This window comes from Ensifer adhaerens, from assembly GCF_020035535.1.
In the GTDB taxonomy this organism is placed as follows: Bacteria; Pseudomonadota; Alphaproteobacteria; order Rhizobiales; family Rhizobiaceae; genus Ensifer.
Genome location: NZ_CP083350.1, coordinates 2,235,933 through 2,253,093, shown reverse-complemented (window position 1 = coordinate 2,253,093; position 17,161 = coordinate 2,235,933). Strand labels below are relative to the sequence as shown.

Annotated in this window: 13 protein-coding genes; 1 reads left to right on the top strand and 12 read right to left on the bottom strand. The window is 59.9% G+C overall.

Annotated features, from left to right (window positions below):
* Positions 1-239: 239 nt before the first annotated feature.
* The 11 genes from LAC81_RS30475 to LAC81_RS30420 all read right to left on the bottom strand — a co-directional run bounded on the left by LAC81_RS30475 (position 240) and on the right by LAC81_RS30420 (position 15,414).
* Positions 240-1,043, bottom strand: coding sequence for a GNAT family N-acetyltransferase (locus LAC81_RS30475; protein ID WP_223728395.1), 804 nt, complete (start codon positions 1,041-1,043; stop codon positions 240-242).
* Positions 1,044-1,135: 92 nt separating this feature from the next.
* Positions 1,136-1,714, bottom strand: a complete 579-nt coding sequence (locus LAC81_RS38590; RefSeq protein WP_223728394.1) for an excalibur calcium-binding domain-containing protein — start codon at positions 1,712-1,714, stop codon at positions 1,136-1,138.
* Positions 1,715-1,795: 81 nt separating this feature from the next.
* A complete protein-coding gene (locus tag LAC81_RS30465) occupies positions 1,796-7,342 on the bottom strand; it encodes a DUF3320 domain-containing protein (protein WP_223728393.1) in 5,547 nt (1,848 codons plus the stop codon).
* Positions 7,343-8,105: 763 nt separating this feature from the next.
* Positions 8,106-9,104, bottom strand: coding sequence for an asparaginase (locus tag LAC81_RS30455; protein WP_223728391.1), 999 nt, complete (start codon positions 9,102-9,104; stop codon positions 8,106-8,108).
* Between the two features lie 9 nt (positions 9,105-9,113).
* Positions 9,114-9,863, bottom strand: a complete 750-nt coding sequence (locus LAC81_RS30450; RefSeq protein ID WP_223728390.1) for an amino acid ABC transporter ATP-binding protein — start codon at positions 9,861-9,863, stop codon at positions 9,114-9,116.
* The gene (locus LAC81_RS30445; RefSeq protein WP_223728389.1) at positions 9,860-11,287 is read right to left on the bottom strand and encodes an aspartate ammonia-lyase; all 1,428 of its coding nucleotides are present in this window, start codon (positions 11,285-11,287) and stop codon (positions 9,860-9,862) included. Before LAC81_RS30445 ends, LAC81_RS30450 begins: the two co-directional genes overlap by 4 nt.
* Position 11,288: 1 nt before the next feature.
* On the bottom strand, positions 11,289-12,299 hold the full coding sequence (locus tag LAC81_RS30440; RefSeq protein WP_223728388.1) for an agmatinase: 1,011 nt from the start codon (positions 12,297-12,299) through the stop codon (positions 11,289-11,291).
* A gap of 12 nt (positions 12,300-12,311) precedes the next feature.
* Positions 12,312-13,136, bottom strand: a complete 825-nt coding sequence (locus tag LAC81_RS30435) for an amino acid ABC transporter ATP-binding protein (RefSeq protein WP_223728387.1) — start codon at positions 13,134-13,136, stop codon at positions 12,312-12,314.
* On the bottom strand, positions 13,133-13,855 hold the full coding sequence (locus LAC81_RS30430) for an amino acid ABC transporter permease (protein WP_223728386.1): 723 nt from the start codon (positions 13,853-13,855) through the stop codon (positions 13,133-13,135). The genes LAC81_RS30435 and LAC81_RS30430 overlap by 4 nt, the downstream gene beginning before the upstream one ends.
* Before the next feature lie 4 nt (positions 13,856-13,859).
* Positions 13,860-14,519, bottom strand: a complete 660-nt coding sequence (locus LAC81_RS30425) for an amino acid ABC transporter permease (RefSeq protein ID WP_223728385.1) — start codon at positions 14,517-14,519, stop codon at positions 13,860-13,862.
* A gap of 76 nt (positions 14,520-14,595) precedes the next feature.
* Positions 14,596-15,414, bottom strand: coding sequence for a transporter substrate-binding domain-containing protein (locus LAC81_RS30420; protein WP_419195911.1), 819 nt, complete (start codon positions 15,412-15,414; stop codon positions 14,596-14,598).
* 310 nt (positions 15,415-15,724) lie between these two features.
* Between LAC81_RS30420 and LAC81_RS30415 the strand changes: the two genes are divergently transcribed.
* Positions 15,725-16,720, top strand: coding sequence for a LysR family transcriptional regulator (locus LAC81_RS30415; RefSeq protein WP_223728384.1), 996 nt, complete (start codon positions 15,725-15,727; stop codon positions 16,718-16,720).
* Positions 16,721-16,802: 82 nt separating this feature from the next.
* Here LAC81_RS30415 and LAC81_RS30410 read toward each other — a convergent pair whose 3' ends face one another.
* A complete protein-coding gene (locus LAC81_RS30410; protein WP_223728383.1) occupies positions 16,803-16,985 on the bottom strand; it encodes a hypothetical protein in 183 nt (60 codons plus the stop codon).
* Positions 16,986-17,161 lie beyond the last annotated feature (176 nt).

Genomic DNA, 17,161 nt, shown 5'->3' with positions numbered 1-17,161 from the left:
AAAACAGTGCGCTATCCCATCGGAGGGGTGGCAACAGGCATGATCAATCGCCTGCGCTGGCACGCGCGTAGTTCATCTGTTCAGTGTTGGCCCCGCCCCCACGTACTTTTAGACGATTCGCCAAACGAGATCTGCGCGATCGACCACCCGTTCCGCCGACGTCCTATCTTATCGCGTAGGGCCAGTTGATTCGGTGACAGCTCTAGGCGACCGCGCCATCACCGGGAACATCATAGGCATCAGTTCGCAACGTTTCCTTGCCCAGGATTGATGCGCTCGATGAAGAAATCATAGCCAGCATCGCGCTGAACGCCACAGTGCTCGCTTTCTTCATACTTCGCCTTATCAAAGTGAATGAGCTCGCCATTGACTTCAATCTTCACGAAGTAGTCGACGTGCTGGTCATCTAGCGGGTTGAAGCAATATGCACGTTCCGGAAGCTGGATCCGACCGTCGTAGAGGCGCTCGCCTCCCCCGACGAACTCGGCAAAGGGTTTGGGATTTTTGCTATACCGTTCCTTCTCGCTAAAATAGGCAATTGAGTATTCCACTCGTTCGCCGTCTCCTAGTCTGAAGGTTCTCGGAAGGATTTTGTAGGCGAAGTTTCCTCCGCCGTACCCCTGTCGCTCTCCGGCAACCGAAAAGCCCATATGCTGCCAGAAGGGTTCGGCGCTGGGAGGCGCGATCTCAATCTCGATTACTGACCGGCCTTCCTCCCAAGCCGACTGAATCATGAAGCCTGCGAGAATCCGGCCGTAGCCATTGCCTCGATGGTCGGGATTGATTTCAAGGATGTCCGTGCCATCAAGGAACCCAATGGCTTTTCCATTCACGCACAGGACATGGATCTTGGATCGCCCTTCGCGCCATCCCCTCTTGGCTGAATCCCAATTGCATCGGAAGCCACGGATCGGATGATCTCCCTCGCAATCTGCGTCCTCCCAGTCCTTTGAAGCGCGCTGATAGTTGGTCTCTTCGGCGTCCAGCCAGGCTTCGATCTCTGCGAGCAGGGCCTCGTCAGCAGGAAGAATCTGATAGGCCATCAGGCCTCCTATTGGGCTGTTCCAGAGGGTCCGCATGGAACATGTCGACGTTTAAATCAAGAAATAGGGTGGGCGAGCACGGGTCCGTAAACTCAACAGCCCCCGTAGTTCTTCCTTCCGCTTGCAGTGATCGTATAGGTCCCACCGCGGGGACCGACAAAGCAGCGACTGCTCGAAGTTTGCCTTGGCGATGAGATCAAGGAAGCTGCCGAGGCGGCCCTTCTCTTTTCGGCGTTGGCAACCAACATCTTCCCGAAATCACATGCCATTCCATCCCCGTCTCGATCGAGACCATGGGAATCGGCATGGGGACCGCCAGTGCTCAGGAAGAACTTTTGCGCTTCTGCCGAGGATGCGAAACTCGCGCAGTCCCTATCGCCTGCCTTCGAGGCTGACCTCGCATAGGCTGGAATGCCGACGTAGGTCGCTGTCTGGCGTCCCAGATATTCCTCTCCCGACGACGTTTCACCGCGCCTGGCAAGTTCGGCTTCTATGGCAAATTTGTCGGGCAGCTCTGTGCTCGCACCAAGCTGTAACCACAAGAGTTCACTGGGCGTGCCCGAGCGGTCGGCTAGCTGGGCGCTTTGCGGAACCTGTGTCGCGGTTGTGCTCGAGCAAGCCGACAGCAATGCCGCCGCGATTCCAGAAAATACGATTGATCGAAGTCTCATTTCGTCTCCATGGTCCTCTTTCCTGCTGTCGCCCAATCCACGTCTTTCGCCACCACGCCCAAACCCATCACCGACGATGGTTCACTCGCCCGGAACCAGCATCTGATCTCGCTCGGTCAGCACCCCTTCACTTTTAAGGTGGTCGATGCGGGAAGCGATGACGTCGCGGAGCTGACTGCTTGTTGCCTTGAACCCCATTCCCCTGGACACCGCGTTGATCGCTTCGTCCGGCGTCGCCCCCAGGCTCGACTGTACGGCCGCTTTCAGGCCCTCATCTATCTCCATCGGCGGAAGCATCTCGATGCGACGGAGACCCATAGATGTCACGTTGCTGCGGTCGCGAATTGCAACCACGGCACCGGGCCATAAGAGAAAGTCTCCGGAGCGGAGAATTTCGCCGCCGTTCACTGCAACTCGGATCGCATTGCCCACGTGGCTATCGATGCGGTTGCCAGCGCGCTGGAGACCCCATGCCGTGCGGATCCGGGTAACGACCTCGTCGCGATGAACTGGCCCTTCGACCGCGACCGTCTCCTTGATCAGCTCGACCATTCGTCCGGTCGCCAGTTCATGGAGCTCCCCTGAAATCTCTGGCCGAAGCTCCGCTTCTTGGTAGAAGGTGTCTTGAGACAAGTCCGAAATCGGCTGCAAGCCAATCTCAGTGACATCATGGCGCTCTATGGTAACCACTTCGACTGGTACAGCTGGAGACGCCGTCGGCCGTGGGGCACTGTTCAATGCGTCCGCTTTCGCCCGTTCTATGGCCCCGACTAGGCGCTCGAGCTCGGCCTTCGGCCGCTGGAACCAGTCCGTGCTCCAGATCCGATGAATGGACCACCCGTGGTCCTCGAGAACCGCCTGACGCAACCGGTCTCGATCGCGGGCCGATCGAGATTCGTGATAAGTCGCACCGTCGCACTCGATGCCGAGAAGGTACTTTCCCGGAACCTGGTCGTCCGCCACGGCAAGATCGATGAAGAAACCAGCGATGCCGACCTGTGGGTGCACCTGGTAGCCGCGCTCCTGCAGCGCCGCCATCACCTGCTCTTCGAAGACGCTGTCCATTCCCCGGTCGGCGCGTTGAGAGATCGAAAGGCGCCCGGTACGAGCGTAGTGCAGGAACAGCTTGAAGGCAAAGACGCCCTTGCCCTTCCCTCGTTCAAGATCAATGTCCTCGTCGGTGATTGATGCGTAGACCTCGCAGCGCCTCTTTGCGCGGGAAATCAGGACATTGAGCCGCCGTTCCCCGCCCTCGGCGCCGAGCGGTCCGAACCGCATACCCATATATCCCTGCGCATTCCGGGCGTAGGCGACGGAAATCAGGATCACGTCACGCTCGTCGCCCTGCACGTTTTCGAGGTTCTTCACAAAGAACGGCTCGTTCGGATGCGAATGGAAGAACTGCTCGGTCTCGGGATGGTGCCGCCGCAGCAGTTCCAGTTGATCCTGGATTTCGCGCCGCTGCTTGATCGAGAAAGCCGCGACCCCGAGTGAGAGGTTCGGGGACTGCAGCGCGTGCCGGATGATGGCCTCGGCGACGACCTTGGCCTCCACCTTGTTCGCTCCGTCTTCGAAGATTCCATTCGGCACGTGATGGAAGCGGAGACCCATGCCAGCTTCCTGCGTGTAGGGGCTTGGCACGATGAACAGCTTGCTGTCATAGAACTGAGAGTTCGAGACGGCGATCAGGGACTGGTGGCGGCTGCGATAATGCCAGCGGAGCATGCGTTCCGGCAGGCCTCTTGCCGAGAACAGGCCGAGGATGCTCTCGATATCGGAGACCTGCGCCCCGTCCTGATCGTCATCCTCCTCCGAGCCTCCGGACGTCATCTTCGAGAAGAAGCGGGTGGGAGGAAGCTGCCGCTCGTCGCCGACAACGACGACCTGCTTCGCCCTTGCGACCGCGCCGAGAGCGTCGACGGGCTGGATCTGACTGGCCTCGTCCATGACGAGCAAGTCGAACTCCAGCAGGCCCGGAGGCAGGAACTGGGCTATCGACAAGGGACTCATCATGAAGACAGGCTTCAATGCCTGGACGGCGGGAGCGGCACGCTGCATCAACTGCCGGATCGGCATGTGGCCGCGACGGCGGGCCATCTCGCCGCGGAGGATGCCGACCGGCCCCATCCCTGTAATTGCTGGAATTCTCCTGTGGTGAGCACCAACGACCTCGAGCCTTGAAAGGGCCATTCTGCTGCGATCAAGGTTCGCGAACTCCCCGACGAGTCGATTGTGGACCTCGCCATCGAAGCGCGCCAACTCCGGGTCATGGCTATGCTGATCCCGGAGGATTGCCTCGTAGAACGCCATTTCGAAGGAGACGATCGCATCGCCGGGAGCGATCCGGCCGTCTTCGAGACGGTGGACGACTTCGCCGACACCCGCGCCGATAGCGTCCTGGGCCCGTCCCTTGTAAGCGGCCCACTTCGATAGCTGCTCCTCGGTGTCGATCCACTCGGCGAGCTTGCCGTCGAGCCGGGCAAGGTCCACGGCTGCAACCGTCGAAGCTCCCGCCACCAGGGGCAGGTCCGCCTTCAGGGACTTGAGGATGTCTGTCACGGTGCCCGCGACGACATCGCTCGCCGCAAGCGTTTCCGCTGCAAACGCCGCGATGCCCCTGCGGTCGGCCACCCGAGACGCCAGCAAACGTATGTCCTGGTTCTCGGAAATCCACGTGCTGATCTCGGATAGAGACGCCCAGTTGGAGCTTGAGCCGTTCCATTCCGGCCCGAAGGCCGAGCGTCCCAGTTCAGCTGCGTCTTTGATCGTCGTCCTGAGTTTCTGGAGCGAGGCGAGAAGCCGCAGCATCTTGACGCGCCCGCCCGCATTTTCAGGCATCGTGCGCGTCTGGCTGGCGTAGGTGCGGTCCGCATCGGCAATGTCTCGGAGGACAGGCGTGGCCTGAACAAGTCCCAATTCCTGCGGATCGACCGTGTCCGGGAACAGGCTCGCAGCTCCTTCACCGAGGTCGATCCAAAGCTGAATGAGATGGCGCCTAGCCTCGTTCAAAAGTGTCTGGGCGTGGTCGCATCGGGTGGCGACCGCCTGTTTGTCGGTCAGTCTGCTTGCGATGAGGCGCGCCTCGGCGCTCACGCCGCGTAGGCTCCGCATCCACAGGACAAGGTTCTCCAGCGGCTTCGGGTCTGTGCGCTCGCCGCGCCAATCAGCGCCGAATGCAGAGCGTCCAAGAGAGTCACCCTCCTTGATGGCGGCCCGCGCCTGCTTGCCCTTGTGAAGCAGATCAAGGATTCGGATTGTCTCTTCCGGAGCCGCTTCCGCCATGACCGTTCTGAGAAGCGCCTTCGCCTTTCTCCAGTCACCGCTCAGGAACTTTAAGAAGCGGGTCCCGTGCATCGCGACCGCCGCCCGCGCGGCTGTAAGGTCCGTATCCCAAGCCTGATCCGAGACCTTCCCGCTCAGTTCGGCGCTGATCTGCCTGAAGGTCGCGACGGCCTCTGCGAGGTCGTTCGCCTGATCAAGGCCGCGTTCCCAGATCGCAGCCACGAAGGCATCGGGGCTGGCGTCCGGTGCATCCGCGACCCGCTGTCCGATTGCAATGAGCCGCTCGATGGAAGCCAGCGTGGGGGACGCGTTGACCCCGAGGGTCGTTCGCAACCCATTAGCCGCGATCAGGAAGCGCGGGATCAATCCCGTGAGCTGCCCTACGGTGTCGAAGCCTGAATGCGGAAAGTCCTTTGGCAACCGTTCGAATTGAGCAAGGAGCGGCTGCGTCGCAAGGTCCCAGGCGCCGTCAGCCATCAACGACCCGAATTGCTGCGACAGCCGTTCGAACGTGGATCCATCCTCCAGGACCTTCGCGACCTCGCTCCCACGCGTGGCCCAAGCGGGGTCCGCCAGCGCCTCGTTGCTCGCCTGCTCCGGGCAGGTGGCAAGTCTGGCAGCAAGCGCCGCCTCCTCCGCGAATGCCTGAAGCGTCGCAGCGGCCGGGCGGCGCAACTCCTGTGAAACCACGCCGATTGCGTCCACGACCTTCGCAAGCTCGCCCCTCACATCGGCGAGACGTCTCATCAACCGTTCGAGATCGAGCGGAGTGACCCCCGTCAGGCCGACACCATACCAAGGATGCCTGGTCGGCAGCCCAATGTCCTTGATGCGTTCGGAGAGTTCGGACAACAGCGTGACGACGCGCTCTCTCGTCACGGGGGACCATTTGGTCGCATCTGTGAGTTCGATCTCGGAGGGAGGCATGCCCTGCCGTCGAAGGCGGGCGAGATGTCCGATGACCTGGTATGGGGAAAGCTCATACGGCTCGTACACATGATGCAGGCGCGCCGGATGGGCGTTGAGCGCGTCCCGCGCTTCCGTCAGCCGCTGATCCAGCGCCCCGCCGTAATCGCCTTTCGGAGCTCCGAGATCCCAGGTGTGCTGCAACTGGGCAAGCAGCGCCCGCTTGTTCGCTTTGTTGCTGTGGAGTTCGAGGCAGGCGTCTCCCGCCCCGGCCTGGTCGAGCCGCCGCTTGACGACCTCGAGCGCGGCCATCTTCTCCGCAACGAAAAGTACCGACCTGCCGTCGGCGACAGCCGCCGCGATAATGTTGGCGATCGTCTGCGACTTTCCGGTGCCCGGCGGTCCTTGGATGACGAGGTCACGCCCGCGTCGGGCCTCGTGGATCGCGATCGTCTGCGAGCTATCCGCGTCGACGATGTGCGTCATTTCGCTCGGGGTGATGTGCTCGTCGATCTTGGCGTCCTCCGCCAAGAGCGCCTCCGTTCGGGTGAAGCCGTTGGAGACCAGCGAAGTGATCAGCGGGCGATCCGTGAACCTAGCATTGTCGGGCCAAAGCGCCGGATCGAGGTCGCGATACATCAGGAACTTCGCGAACGAGAAGAACCCAAGGACGATATCGTCGGGCTGGACGCTCCATGTAGGTTTCAAAGACACGGCCTGCGCCACCTTGGCAACGTAGTCCTCCAAGGAGAACTCATCCGTCGCCTCAAACGTCGGCATGGTGATCTTGTGGACGCGATCGAGAAACGCCTCCAGAGAGAGGTTGGATGCGAAATCTTCCTGACGGGCTCTCAGCTTGAACCGTTCGGCGGCGCTACCGCGCTCGAGCGAAACGGGCACCAGGATCAGGGGCGCATAGCGGACATTCTCAGCATTGTTCGGGTCGACCCATTTCAAAGTGCCGAGACCCATGAACAGAATGTTGACACCTTGCTCCTCTTCGAGCGTCCGGGCGTCGAAGTAGAGGTCGAGGAGCCGCTTTTGCAAGGCGCTTGGAGTCATCCGCGTCTGCAGCTTCGTGTCTGCGTGGCGGACCAAGCGGCCGCTATCGTCCCTGTCCTCGTCGTCGGGCAGCGCAAGTTCGACGAGTTCCTCCTCCTTCTCCCCATCCTTCGGCGCCCTGCCCTTTGCCCCGGCGAGGAAAGTCATCGCTTTGCCTTCGGCGACAAGGATTCGGAAGACCTCAGCCGACTTTTCGTCGACGATGTCGATGGTCTTGGCGCTCTTGGAAAACCGGGGAACATTCAGCAGCCGATTGCGAGCTGAAAGATCGAGAAGCTCAGTCCTTGCGCGCTCGATCTTCGCCTCGACGGAAAGGCTGCTATCGAAGATAGACTGCTGCTGCGTTTCCGCGGTGCTTTCCAGAACAGTGTCGCTCATTTATCCCCTCGCCATGCTCTCCGTAGGGAGTCATGCAATAAACACGCCTAGGGGTCCAGTGCTCTTACATATCAACTTACGCGTTTATGGCGTCCAAGTTGTCGCATCGTGAAATCGGTTGCGCACTCCCGATCGAAAGCCGAGAACCGCTGTTTTCGAAGCTCTACGTTTGAGACGCGGCGTGGTTGCCCCTTTTGGGGGGAACTTGCAGTAGACGGAACCCACTTTTTTCCTTGAAGATCGAGGCTGAAATCGCGAGAGATCCAAGCAGGGAGCAGCAGGTTGATGTCGTGTCTCTCGATTGCCACGACTCGCTTCTGCCTCTACGCTCTTTAGCGCTAGCTAAGAATGGAGTTGGCGACGCGCGCAATGTCATCACGCACGCGATTGAATGCACCTGATCCCCAAAACATCGGCGCTTCGCGCGCAAACAGTTTTCCGAGGTCAGAACCATGGCTCCTGAATGCAGGATAAGTAATACGATTGCCTCGAGCGACGCCATTGACGAAGCCCTAGCCTGGCACGATGGGGATGTACGAGCGACAATTGCCACATTGCTCGATGATTGCGCATTCCTTCGCGATCAGCTTGCCTCTGCCCGAGGCTGCATCAGCAAGGGGCTGACAAGAGGTTGGCTTCCGGCAACGGAGCGGTGACGAGCCCGGGGCTTAGGCGCTTGATATTTCGCTGCCACAGAACCGTCACCCCGGTACTCCGCAAACGCCGACAGCTCCAGCGAATTTCGCGAGAACCGTGGGCGCCGTCACATGCCAAAGGTCATTAGGAGATCAACGATTTTCGAGCGTGGCAGGTGTGAGAGAGCGAGGCAGAGGAGAATGCGGGCCTTGGGTCCCTTCAATCTTCCAGCAAACAAGGCGCCCGCATCCTCAAGGTCCCGCCCGCCTCCGTCATCATAGACGGGAAGAACTCGGCCCTGCGCACAGCGCGACGTGACAACCGTGAATATCCCCGCATTGGTCGCGCGCCGGACTGCCGCGACCAACTCCGGCGTCGCGTTGCCGCGCCCGAACGTCTCAAGCACGATGCCGCGAGCGCCGCTCGCCACTGCCGCGTCAAAGAGGCGCGCATCCGCGCCCATCGCCAGCGTGATCAGATCGACGCGCGTTTCGATGTCACGCGCGTTCACGGCTGGGCACATCATCGGCCTTCGACCGATCAAAACCATCTCGCCATCGACTTCGCCGAGTGTTCCGAAGCTGGTGGAGCCGTACCCATCCAAATGCCAAGTATTGACTTTCGTGGCATCGGTCGCGGACAGAATCCGTCCCCCGAAAACAACGAGGACCCCCAAATCCCTCGCACTTGGCGATGCTGCAACGCGGATGGCATCGGCTAAGTTACGGGGTCCATCCGCATCGGAGGCATCTATGCCACGTTGCGCTCCGGTGAACACCACCGGTTTGCCTGAGGAGATCACAAGACTTGCAAGAAATGCGCTTTCCTCAAGCGTGTCCGTGCCATGGGTGACGACACAACCGCAGACAGCGTCTTCCTCCATTCGGACCGCAATGTGTCGGGCCAATCGAAACGACATATCGAGATCGATTCGATTGCTGCCGAGATTGCTGAACTCGTCCAACGTCAGTTCCGTGGAGGGCGCGAGGTCGCCGAGCGCGGCAAGCAGTTGATCGCCGGTTGCCGTGCTCGTCATCGCCCGTCCCACTGGATCGTACCTTGACGCTATGGTGCCGCCCGTCGACACGATCAGGACTTTCGGGCGCCGTGAATCACTCATGCCCATGACACTCGCCTAGTGCAGGATTTTGCTAAGGAAAGCGCGCGTCCGCGCGTGGCGTGGCGCGTCGAAGAACGATGCCGGCGGGCCACTTTCGATGATCCTCCCACCGTCCATGAATATCACCTGGTCGGCGACCCGTCGCGCGAACCCCATTTCGTGCGTGACACAGATCATGGTCATCCCCTCGTCGGCGAGACCGATCATTGTATCAAGCACCTCCGCCACCATTTCCGGGTCGAGAGCCGAAGTGGGCTCGTCGAAAAGCATGATCTTCGGATTCATACAAAGCGATCGCGCGATCGCTGCGCGCTGCTGCTGGCCTCCCGAGATTTGGGACGGGTACTTGTGCGCATGATCCGCGATCCGGACGCGCTCCAGATAGCTCATGGCAGAATCACTTGCCGCTCTGCGACCTACGCCTCGAACGGACATCGGCGCGAGCATGCAATTTTCGAGGATGGTGAGGTGCGGAAACAGATTGAAGTGCTGAAACACCATGCCCACATCGCGCCGCACCTCATCCACCGATGACATCTCCTCCATGATGGCTTTGCCATCCACGACGATGTGTCCCTGCTGATATTCTTCGAGTCGGTTCAAGCATCGGATCAGAGTGGACTTTCCAGATCCCGACGGTCCGCAAATCACGAGACGCTCACCTTTACCGATGACGAGGTCGACATCCCTGAGCACCTGGAAGTTCCCGTACCACTTGCTGACCGACCGCATGGTGACGGCCGGTTGTTCGGCGGGCTTACTCATCTGTCATGCCTTTCATCTGGTATTGCCATGCGGATGGGATCAAGCAAGTTCTGCAACATCGCCCCGTCCAAGCCGCGCGACATGGCAACCTCCAGAACGGTGTCCCCGGATTTCAATGCGAGCTTGGCGATATCGGCTGCCTCGGTGTATCCAACGACGGGCACGAGCGCGGTGGCCAGCGAAATGCTGCCCTCCGCCCCTGCGCGGCAGCGTTCTTCATCTGCCGTGATGCCCGCCACGCATCGCTCGGCCAGGTTCGTCATCGCACGACCAAGCAACCGCATGGATGTCAGCAGGTTATAGATTATCAGGGGTTCAAAGGGGTTGAGCTGTAACTGCCCACCTTCAGCCGCCATCGTCGCGGCAAGGTCGTTGCCGATTACCTGGTAGCAGACCTGGTTCACCGACTCCGGAATGACCGGATTTACCTTTCCCGGCATGATCGACGAGCCTGGTTGGACCGGCGGCAGCCGAATTTCGCCGAGACCACTGCGCGGCCCGCTGGACAACAGTCGGAGATCGTTGGAGATCTTCGATAGTTTGACGGCGATACGCCGTAGGATGCCGGAGAACGTCACGAACGCGCCAGTGTCCCAGCTTGCCTCCAAGAGATTGTCTGCGGCAACGAGGTCAAAGCCCGAAATCCGTGACAACTCTTCGATGGCGCGAGTTGCATAGGACTGAGAGGCGTTGATGCGCGTACCGACTGCCGTGCCGCCGAGATTTACCTCCCGGAAAAACGAGGCGACTTCCTCCAGTCGGGCGGTATCCTCCTTCAGGGTCGCGGCGAAGGCCCCGAATTCCTGCCCGAGTGTGATCGGAACCGCGTCCTGCAACTGGGTTCGTCCGATTTTGACTGTTCCAGCGTATTCTCTCCCTTTGTCTTCGAAGGCCGCGATCAATGCGGAGAGCGCGACCTGCAGTTCCGAGCGGCTAAGAAGCAGGGACAGCCGAACCGCGGTGGGATACACGTCGTTAGTCGACTGGGACATGTTCACGTCATCGTTTGGATGAAGTGCCCGATAATCTCCACGCTGCCGCCCCAGATGCTCTAGCCCACGGTTTGCAATGACCTCGTTCGCGTTCATGTTGCTCGACGTGCCCGCGCCCCCCTGGAACACGTCGACCACAAAGGATGACAGGAGCTGCCCCTCGATGAGGTCGTCACATGCCCTGACGATGGCGTCGAGCTTTTCGATGGGAAGCTGGCCCTCCGCGTTGTTTGCGATGGCCGCAGCCTTCTTAACCATGGCGAGCGCGCGCACGAGTGTTGGAAAGTGGCTGATCGCAATGTCTGAAAGCGAGAAGTTCTCGACCGCTCTCAGCGTCTGGATCCCGAAATACGCCGCCTCGGGAACCGCGCGCTCGCCGAGCGCATCGCGCTCGAGCCTTGTGCGTTGACACGCCTGTTGCTGATCAACCATGTCAGGCCGCCGCAACCGGCCGGGCCTTGTCGGCGGCGGCAGCCTCAAGTTCCTCCTTCGTCCCGAAATAGTCGGCCCGAACGGCCGCGCCGATGAGATTGACGAAGAACCGGCCGGCGGAGATCGCAGTCAGTTGGTTGACATCCTTGGAGGGGGTGATCTCGACGATATCCATACCGACAACGCGACCCTTGCGGACGAGGCCGTGAAGCAGCTTGCGCGTCTGGAGATAGGTCACCCCGCCGAGCGCCGGCCCAGCGACCGCCGGCATCACCGAAGGATCGATACCGTCGGCATCGATCGTGACGTAGTAGCGACCGCCATCAGGGATGCGATCGATGATCGCCTCCATGCCAACATCATGCAGCTCGTATGCGGTGATGATATTGGACCCGTACGCCTTGGCGGCTTCGTATTCCTCGGGCCTCGCTGTGCCCTGCGCGCGGATGCCGATCTGGTAGATGTCCTTGACATGCGGCATCTCGGATGCGCGTCGAATAGGGCTCGACAGGCCGTCGCGGACACCGTTGATTTGATCGCGCCAGTCGAGATGGGCGTCTATCTGGATCAGCGTGATCGGCCCCTGGTCGTCGTAGGCCCGCAGGACCGGGATCGGGATGCCGTGATCCCCTCCGATGATCAGCGGCAGGGCCCCGGCGGCGAGAATCTTGCGAACCGCCGCTTCGGCATTCCGATAATGAGCGCTCGGGTCCTGCGGGTCGCCGACGACGTCGCCGCAATCCACCGCCTTGATCGCGCGCCCGTCATAGAGCGGCCCGCCGATATCGAAGTCATACCGGTCGAGGTTTCGAACGGCCCGGTCGGTCGCCTGGCGGACGGCGGTCGGCGCGCGTGTCTGGTCGTTGGTCACCTCATCGATAGTGTAGGCGGAGCCGTAGGGGATTCCGAGGAAGGCGACATGGGCGTCAAGCGTGTCGAGGTCGGTGTGCACCTTCGAATAGAGCATGCTGGTGTGACCGTGCTTAGGAGCGCTGGTAAGCTGATTTATCATGTCGTTGTCCTTCTAGTGGATATGTTGTTCGGCGACCGACGCGGCGACTTCGCCGACAGATTGTTGATCGGCCGCAATCTGGGAAAGAAACTCTCGCAGGCGGGGGTTCGTTGGATTGGAGAGCACAGCGTTCGATGGCCCGGCCTCTGCGACGACGCCGCGATCGAGAAAGATCACGCGATCGGCGACATGGCGCGCGAAACCTATCTCGTGGGTCACGATGACCATCGTCATGCCGGAGCGCGCGAGTTCCCGCAGAAACGTCAGCACGTCCTTGACAATCTCGGGATCGAGCGCTGAGGTGGGTTCGTCGAAAAGCATTAGTTCAGGTCCCATCGCCAATGCCCGCGCGATCGCTACGCGCTGCTTCTGACCTCCGGAGAGGGAAGATGGGAACATGTGTGCCTTGTCGCGCAATCCGAAGCGCTGCAGCAGTGAAAGCGCTTGTGCCTCCGCTTCGTCCCTGGGACGCTTCTGCACTTTGACCGGACCCTTGACGATATTCTCGAGGACGGTGAGATGGGGCCAAAGATTGAACTGCTGGAAGACGAACCCCATCTTCGGCCGCATCCGATCGATTTCGCCCTGGGACTGGATGCGGACCCTTCCATCGGCCCCCCGTTCGCGCCCGATATAAGCCCCCGCAACCTCCACGAAGCCTTCGTCCGGGGGGGTCAGATGATTGATGCACCGCAAGAGCGTACTCTTGCCACAGCCGCTGGGACCTATGATGCAGACCACCTCTCCGGCGGCGACGTCGAAGCTGATGTCGCGCAGTGCGGTGGCGCTCCCAAAGCTCTTGGCAAGGTTAGAGACTCTCAGAAGGGACGTGCTCATGCCGGTCTCCGTTCGCCAATCAGAAGATACTTGTCCGCAAGGCTGGGGCGGGTCTGGTGAGCGCCCTGTGCGGCGCCGAACGCCTGCTCGGTGCGATGTAGGACCTGAGCCAGGGCGGCTGTGACGACCCAGTAAATGGTCGCCGTGGTCAGAAAGACCTCGAAAGGAGCGAAGGTTTCTCCCTGGACGACCAGACCCTGATAGGTGAGCTCAGCGACCGTGATCGTGCTGAGCACGGATGTCTCCTTGACCATGGATATGCTGGTATTGGTCGATGGTGGCAAAAGGAGCCGCACCGTCTGCGGGGCGACGATCTCCCAAAGTCCCTGAAGGTAGGACATGCCAATAGCGCGTGCTGCTTCCATCTGGCCTTTCGGCACAGCAAGGATCGCGCCGCGAACGATCTCGGCAAAATATGAGCTCGCGAAGAATGCCAACGCGATGGCGCCGACTACGGCTTCAGGAAGCCGAACGTTGAAGAACGGCAGTCCATAGAAGAAGAGATAGAGAACGACGATGAACGGAACGTTCCGGAACCACTCAACATAGGCGGTCGCAAGCCAACGCAATGGCGAGCGATGGGACAGCGCCATGAGCGCTATCGGTATGGCGACAACAAAACCCACAGCCACGGCTGCAGCGGCGATGAGAATTGTCATGACGGTGCCACGGGCGAACAGCGCCCAGTTGTCAAAGATGACGTTAAAATCGAAGGTCATGAGCTCACCCTCTCCGCGCCGCGAAGCGCCCTTCCAGAATTCTGCCGCTCTGGCTGATGACGAAGTTCACGGCGAACAGGATCAGGGCCGCGGCCAGAAGCGTCTCGAGTGGTCGGAACGAGGAGTTGGCGACTTGCTGCGCGGTCCGCAGTACTTCCACGACGGTGATTACGGAGAGCAGAGCCGTCCCTTTGACGATCGTGGTGAGTTCGTTGACGAGCGGTGGCATGATGCGAATGTAGAGTTGCGGTAGGATGACTTTTCGCCAGATCACCCTCCCCTTGATGCCGAGCGCAATGGCGGCCTCGATCGGCCCTGAATCCATGCCCGATAGTCCGCCCCTCATGATCTCCGTAATGAAGATTGAGCTGTTGAACGCGATGGCGAGAATGCCAGCTTCGATCGGCGACAGGTCGAGACCGAGGGCGGGAAGCCCATAGTAGAACAGGAAGATCTGAACGAGGATTGGCGTTCCGCGTATGAAACTAATCACGGCAGCGATCACGCCGTTCAGCCAGACGATTCCGAGGGTGCGCAGGATCGTCAACGATGTACCGCCGACGAGTGCGAGCGCCATAGCAACAAGGGCGATCGTAAAATTAATTGCCATCGCAGGCAGGAGCTGGGGAAAGGCGCCGCTCAAAGCGGCTACGCTAAAGTCCATCGACGTTTCCTCCAATGTCGTGGTGGAACGGGAACCGACCGGTCACGCGGACGGCGCGAGACCGGTCGGACGGGGGTCAGCGGGCACCTTTCGGGAGGTAGCCTTGCTCTGGCAGATCATAGGTCATGCCCAGCCACTTCTGCTGCAGCTCCGCGAGCTTGCCGGTCTTCTTGAGTGTCAGGAGCGCACCGTTGATCGCGTCGCGCAGGTCCTGATCTTCCGGACGGACAACCCACGCGTTGTAGCTAGGCACCACGGCGGCTTTGCCAACTAGTTCAAAGATGCCTGGACGCTCGTTCATGAGGTTCTGCAGTACGGGCAGTCCGGCGAGCGCCGCATCGGCCGTTCCATTGGCGACCGCGAGGAAGGAGTCGTTGAAAGTCGGGAATAGCTTCAGATCTGCAAAGCCCTCTCCCTTTGCCTTGAGACGTTCGTCAAGCGCCTTGGCGACGGGATCGACCGCCGAAGCGAGTTGCGTCGCCACGACCTTCCCCTTGAGATCCTCCACCGTGGCGATGTCCGAATTGCCAACCTTCTTGATCGCATAGGCGGTGCTGTCGGCAATCGGCAGAGTATAGGCGTAGCGCTTGGCACGCTCTGCATTGATGCCGACAGATGTCGCCACGAAGTCAAACTTTCCCGCGATCAGACCGGGCAAGATACCCTGGAAAGGTAGATCGAGCTGCTCGATCTCGACGCCCCATTGCTTCGAGATCTCGGTGAGCAGATCCCTGCCGAAACCGACGATCTGGCCGTCCTTAACGAACTCGAACGGCGGATAGGCGGCTTCGGTGCCGACGGTCACCTTCTTCGTGCGCTGAATTTTCTCAAGCGTCGTCTCTGCCGAACCGGCGCTGGCGCTGGAAATCGCGCACGCTAAGGTTAGAGCCATCATTGCGAATGTTCGTCTGTTAAGCATCTGGTCGTTCCTCCAAAACCATGGACCCGAGATACCCAACGCCCTGTTCAGGCGCAAACACAATGAATTCAGGACATTTCTTGCTGAACGTCGCCGTTCTTCGAATTCCGCGTTGAAATTGAGCGTGGACGGCACACAGAAATCAACAAAGATAACGTATTATCAATGCGATATGGAGCATCGCAGGATGCAGCTCACCTAAGCAATAACTCGAAATCGTAGAGTTGACGATTACCGACATTTCTGAACTACATGCAACAAAGTAATAGTATGGACAGATCACACGATGAAACCGCCCGTTTCGGATCAAATGGTCGCCCGTCGGCTCGGATTTGATCTCCAGTCGCTCGAGATTTTCGTGACGGTCTGCAAGACGGGAAGCATGACCGTCACGGCCGTCCAAACGGGACTGACGCAGCCAGCCGTTTCGCGCCAGATCTCAAATCTGGAACAGCGCCTCGGCGTCACGCTGATTGAACGAGGATCTCGTCCGGTGAGACCCACGCTCGCGGGCCAACGACTTGTGAGCGCCGCCGAGCATCTGCTTTCGGAGGCGACAGCAATCCCTACCCTTTTGCAGAACGCCGACGTGGGAATTATCCCGAAACTAAGGCTTGGACTGATCGACTCCCTTTCCGATCCACTCGTGCCACTCCTCATAAAGTCGCTTCGAGACAGGGTGGCGTCGATATCGGTTGCCACCGGCTTCATGGAGCCCCTCCGCCACCGTTTGCTGAAACGGGAACTCGACGCCGTCGTTTCGGCTGATCCGTTCGACGACGTCGACGGCTTCGAGCGGTTTGAGCTCTTTCAGGAGCAGTTTGTCGTGCTGGTCTCAAGGGGGGAACCGCCGTTCGGTGACGAAGCTGAGTTCCGCAACTTCGCCATGCGGTATCCAATGATCCGATCGGGCACCACGTCGGGGATTGCACTACGGGTGGAGCAGCAGTTCCGCCGCATGCGTTTGGAAGTCCCGCATGCCTTTTCCTGCGAGACCATCGAATCCATCGTCAGCCTTGTGGCTGCGGGGATAGGATGGTCAATCCTTACGCCTGTATGTGTGCGAAAATGTGTGGCGCTCGCGCCGGCGATACAGGTGCTTCAGATGCCCGGAGCAGGTTTCTCGCGGCACATCTATCTCGTGGTGCGCCGCGGTGAACTGGGTGGGTTTTCAAGGCAGCTTTCGACGCTTTGCCGTCGCGCAATACAAAAGAACTATATGCCCCAACTGGTGGCGATCGCGCCATGGATGTCTAACGCGATAGTCGTGGCTCAAAATTAGTTGCAGCTCTTGCCGCAGGGATGGGCAGTTCACGCACTTCCTGAAGTGCGATCCCGGAATTAAATGGCGGTGGCCGCCGCGGTCACGCAGCAGCGGAATTCCTGACCGCTTCGATCTCCTCGAGCTGCCATTTCCAAAGGCAAAAGAGCTTGTCGTGGGTCGCCGGGATACCCGCAGCATCGAGGACCCACTTACGCTCCCAGCACTTGACGAAAATCTCCGATTCACGACGCTTCAGCTCCGGCAGATCGAGACCGTTGAACATTCCAAATCCTCTTCGTTTTTTCAGTTTCTACCGGCAGCTACGCCTTCCAAAATATTATCGACTATATTTTTTCGAACGGTCAACACCTCAAAGCCTCAACACGCACGACGCGAATAGAATTCACGCAAAGCGGGGAAATTCATATAGCCTTGCGATGTCAACCATTCATGCTGGGG

Bases quoted from the DNA above. Each gene is read 5' to 3' on its own strand.
- LAC81_RS30420 (WP_419195911.1), bottom strand. From the start codon at position 15,414: ATGATGGCTCTAACCTTAGCGTGCGCGATTTCCAGCGCCAGCGCCGGT.
- LAC81_RS30465 (WP_223728393.1), bottom strand. From the start codon at position 7,342: ATGAGCGACACTGTTCTGGAAAGCACCGCGGAAACGCAGCAGCAGTCT.
- LAC81_RS30435 (WP_223728387.1), bottom strand. From the start codon at position 13,136: ATGAGCACGTCCCTTCTGAGAGTCTCTAACCTTGCCAAGAGCTTTGGG.
- LAC81_RS30455 (WP_223728391.1), bottom strand. From the start codon at position 9,104: ATGGGCATGAGTGATTCACGGCGCCCGAAAGTCCTGATCGTGTCGACG.
- LAC81_RS38590 (WP_223728394.1), bottom strand. From the start codon at position 1,714: ATGAGACTTCGATCAATCGTATTTTCTGGAATCGCGGCGGCATTGCTG.
- LAC81_RS30450 (WP_223728390.1), bottom strand. From the start codon at position 9,863: ATGAGTAAGCCCGCCGAACAACCGGCCGTCACCATGCGGTCGGTCAGC.
- LAC81_RS30445 (WP_223728389.1), bottom strand. From the start codon at position 11,287: ATGGTTGATCAGCAACAGGCGTGTCAACGCACAAGGCTCGAGCGCGAT.
- LAC81_RS30410 (WP_223728383.1), bottom strand. From the start codon at position 16,985: ATGTTCAACGGTCTCGATCTGCCGGAGCTGAAGCGTCGTGAATCGGAG.
- LAC81_RS30425 (WP_223728385.1), bottom strand. From the start codon at position 14,519: ATGGACTTTAGCGTAGCCGCTTTGAGCGGCGCCTTTCCCCAGCTCCTG.
- LAC81_RS30430 (WP_223728386.1), bottom strand. From the start codon at position 13,855: ATGACCTTCGATTTTAACGTCATCTTTGACAACTGGGCGCTGTTCGCC.
- LAC81_RS30475 (WP_223728395.1), bottom strand. From the start codon at position 1,043: ATGGCCTATCAGATTCTTCCTGCTGACGAGGCCCTGCTCGCAGAGATC.
- LAC81_RS30440 (WP_223728388.1), bottom strand. From the start codon at position 12,299: ATGATAAATCAGCTTACCAGCGCTCCTAAGCACGGTCACACCAGCATG.
- LAC81_RS30415 (WP_223728384.1), top strand. From the start codon at position 15,725: ATGAAACCGCCCGTTTCGGATCAAATGGTCGCCCGTCGGCTCGGATTT.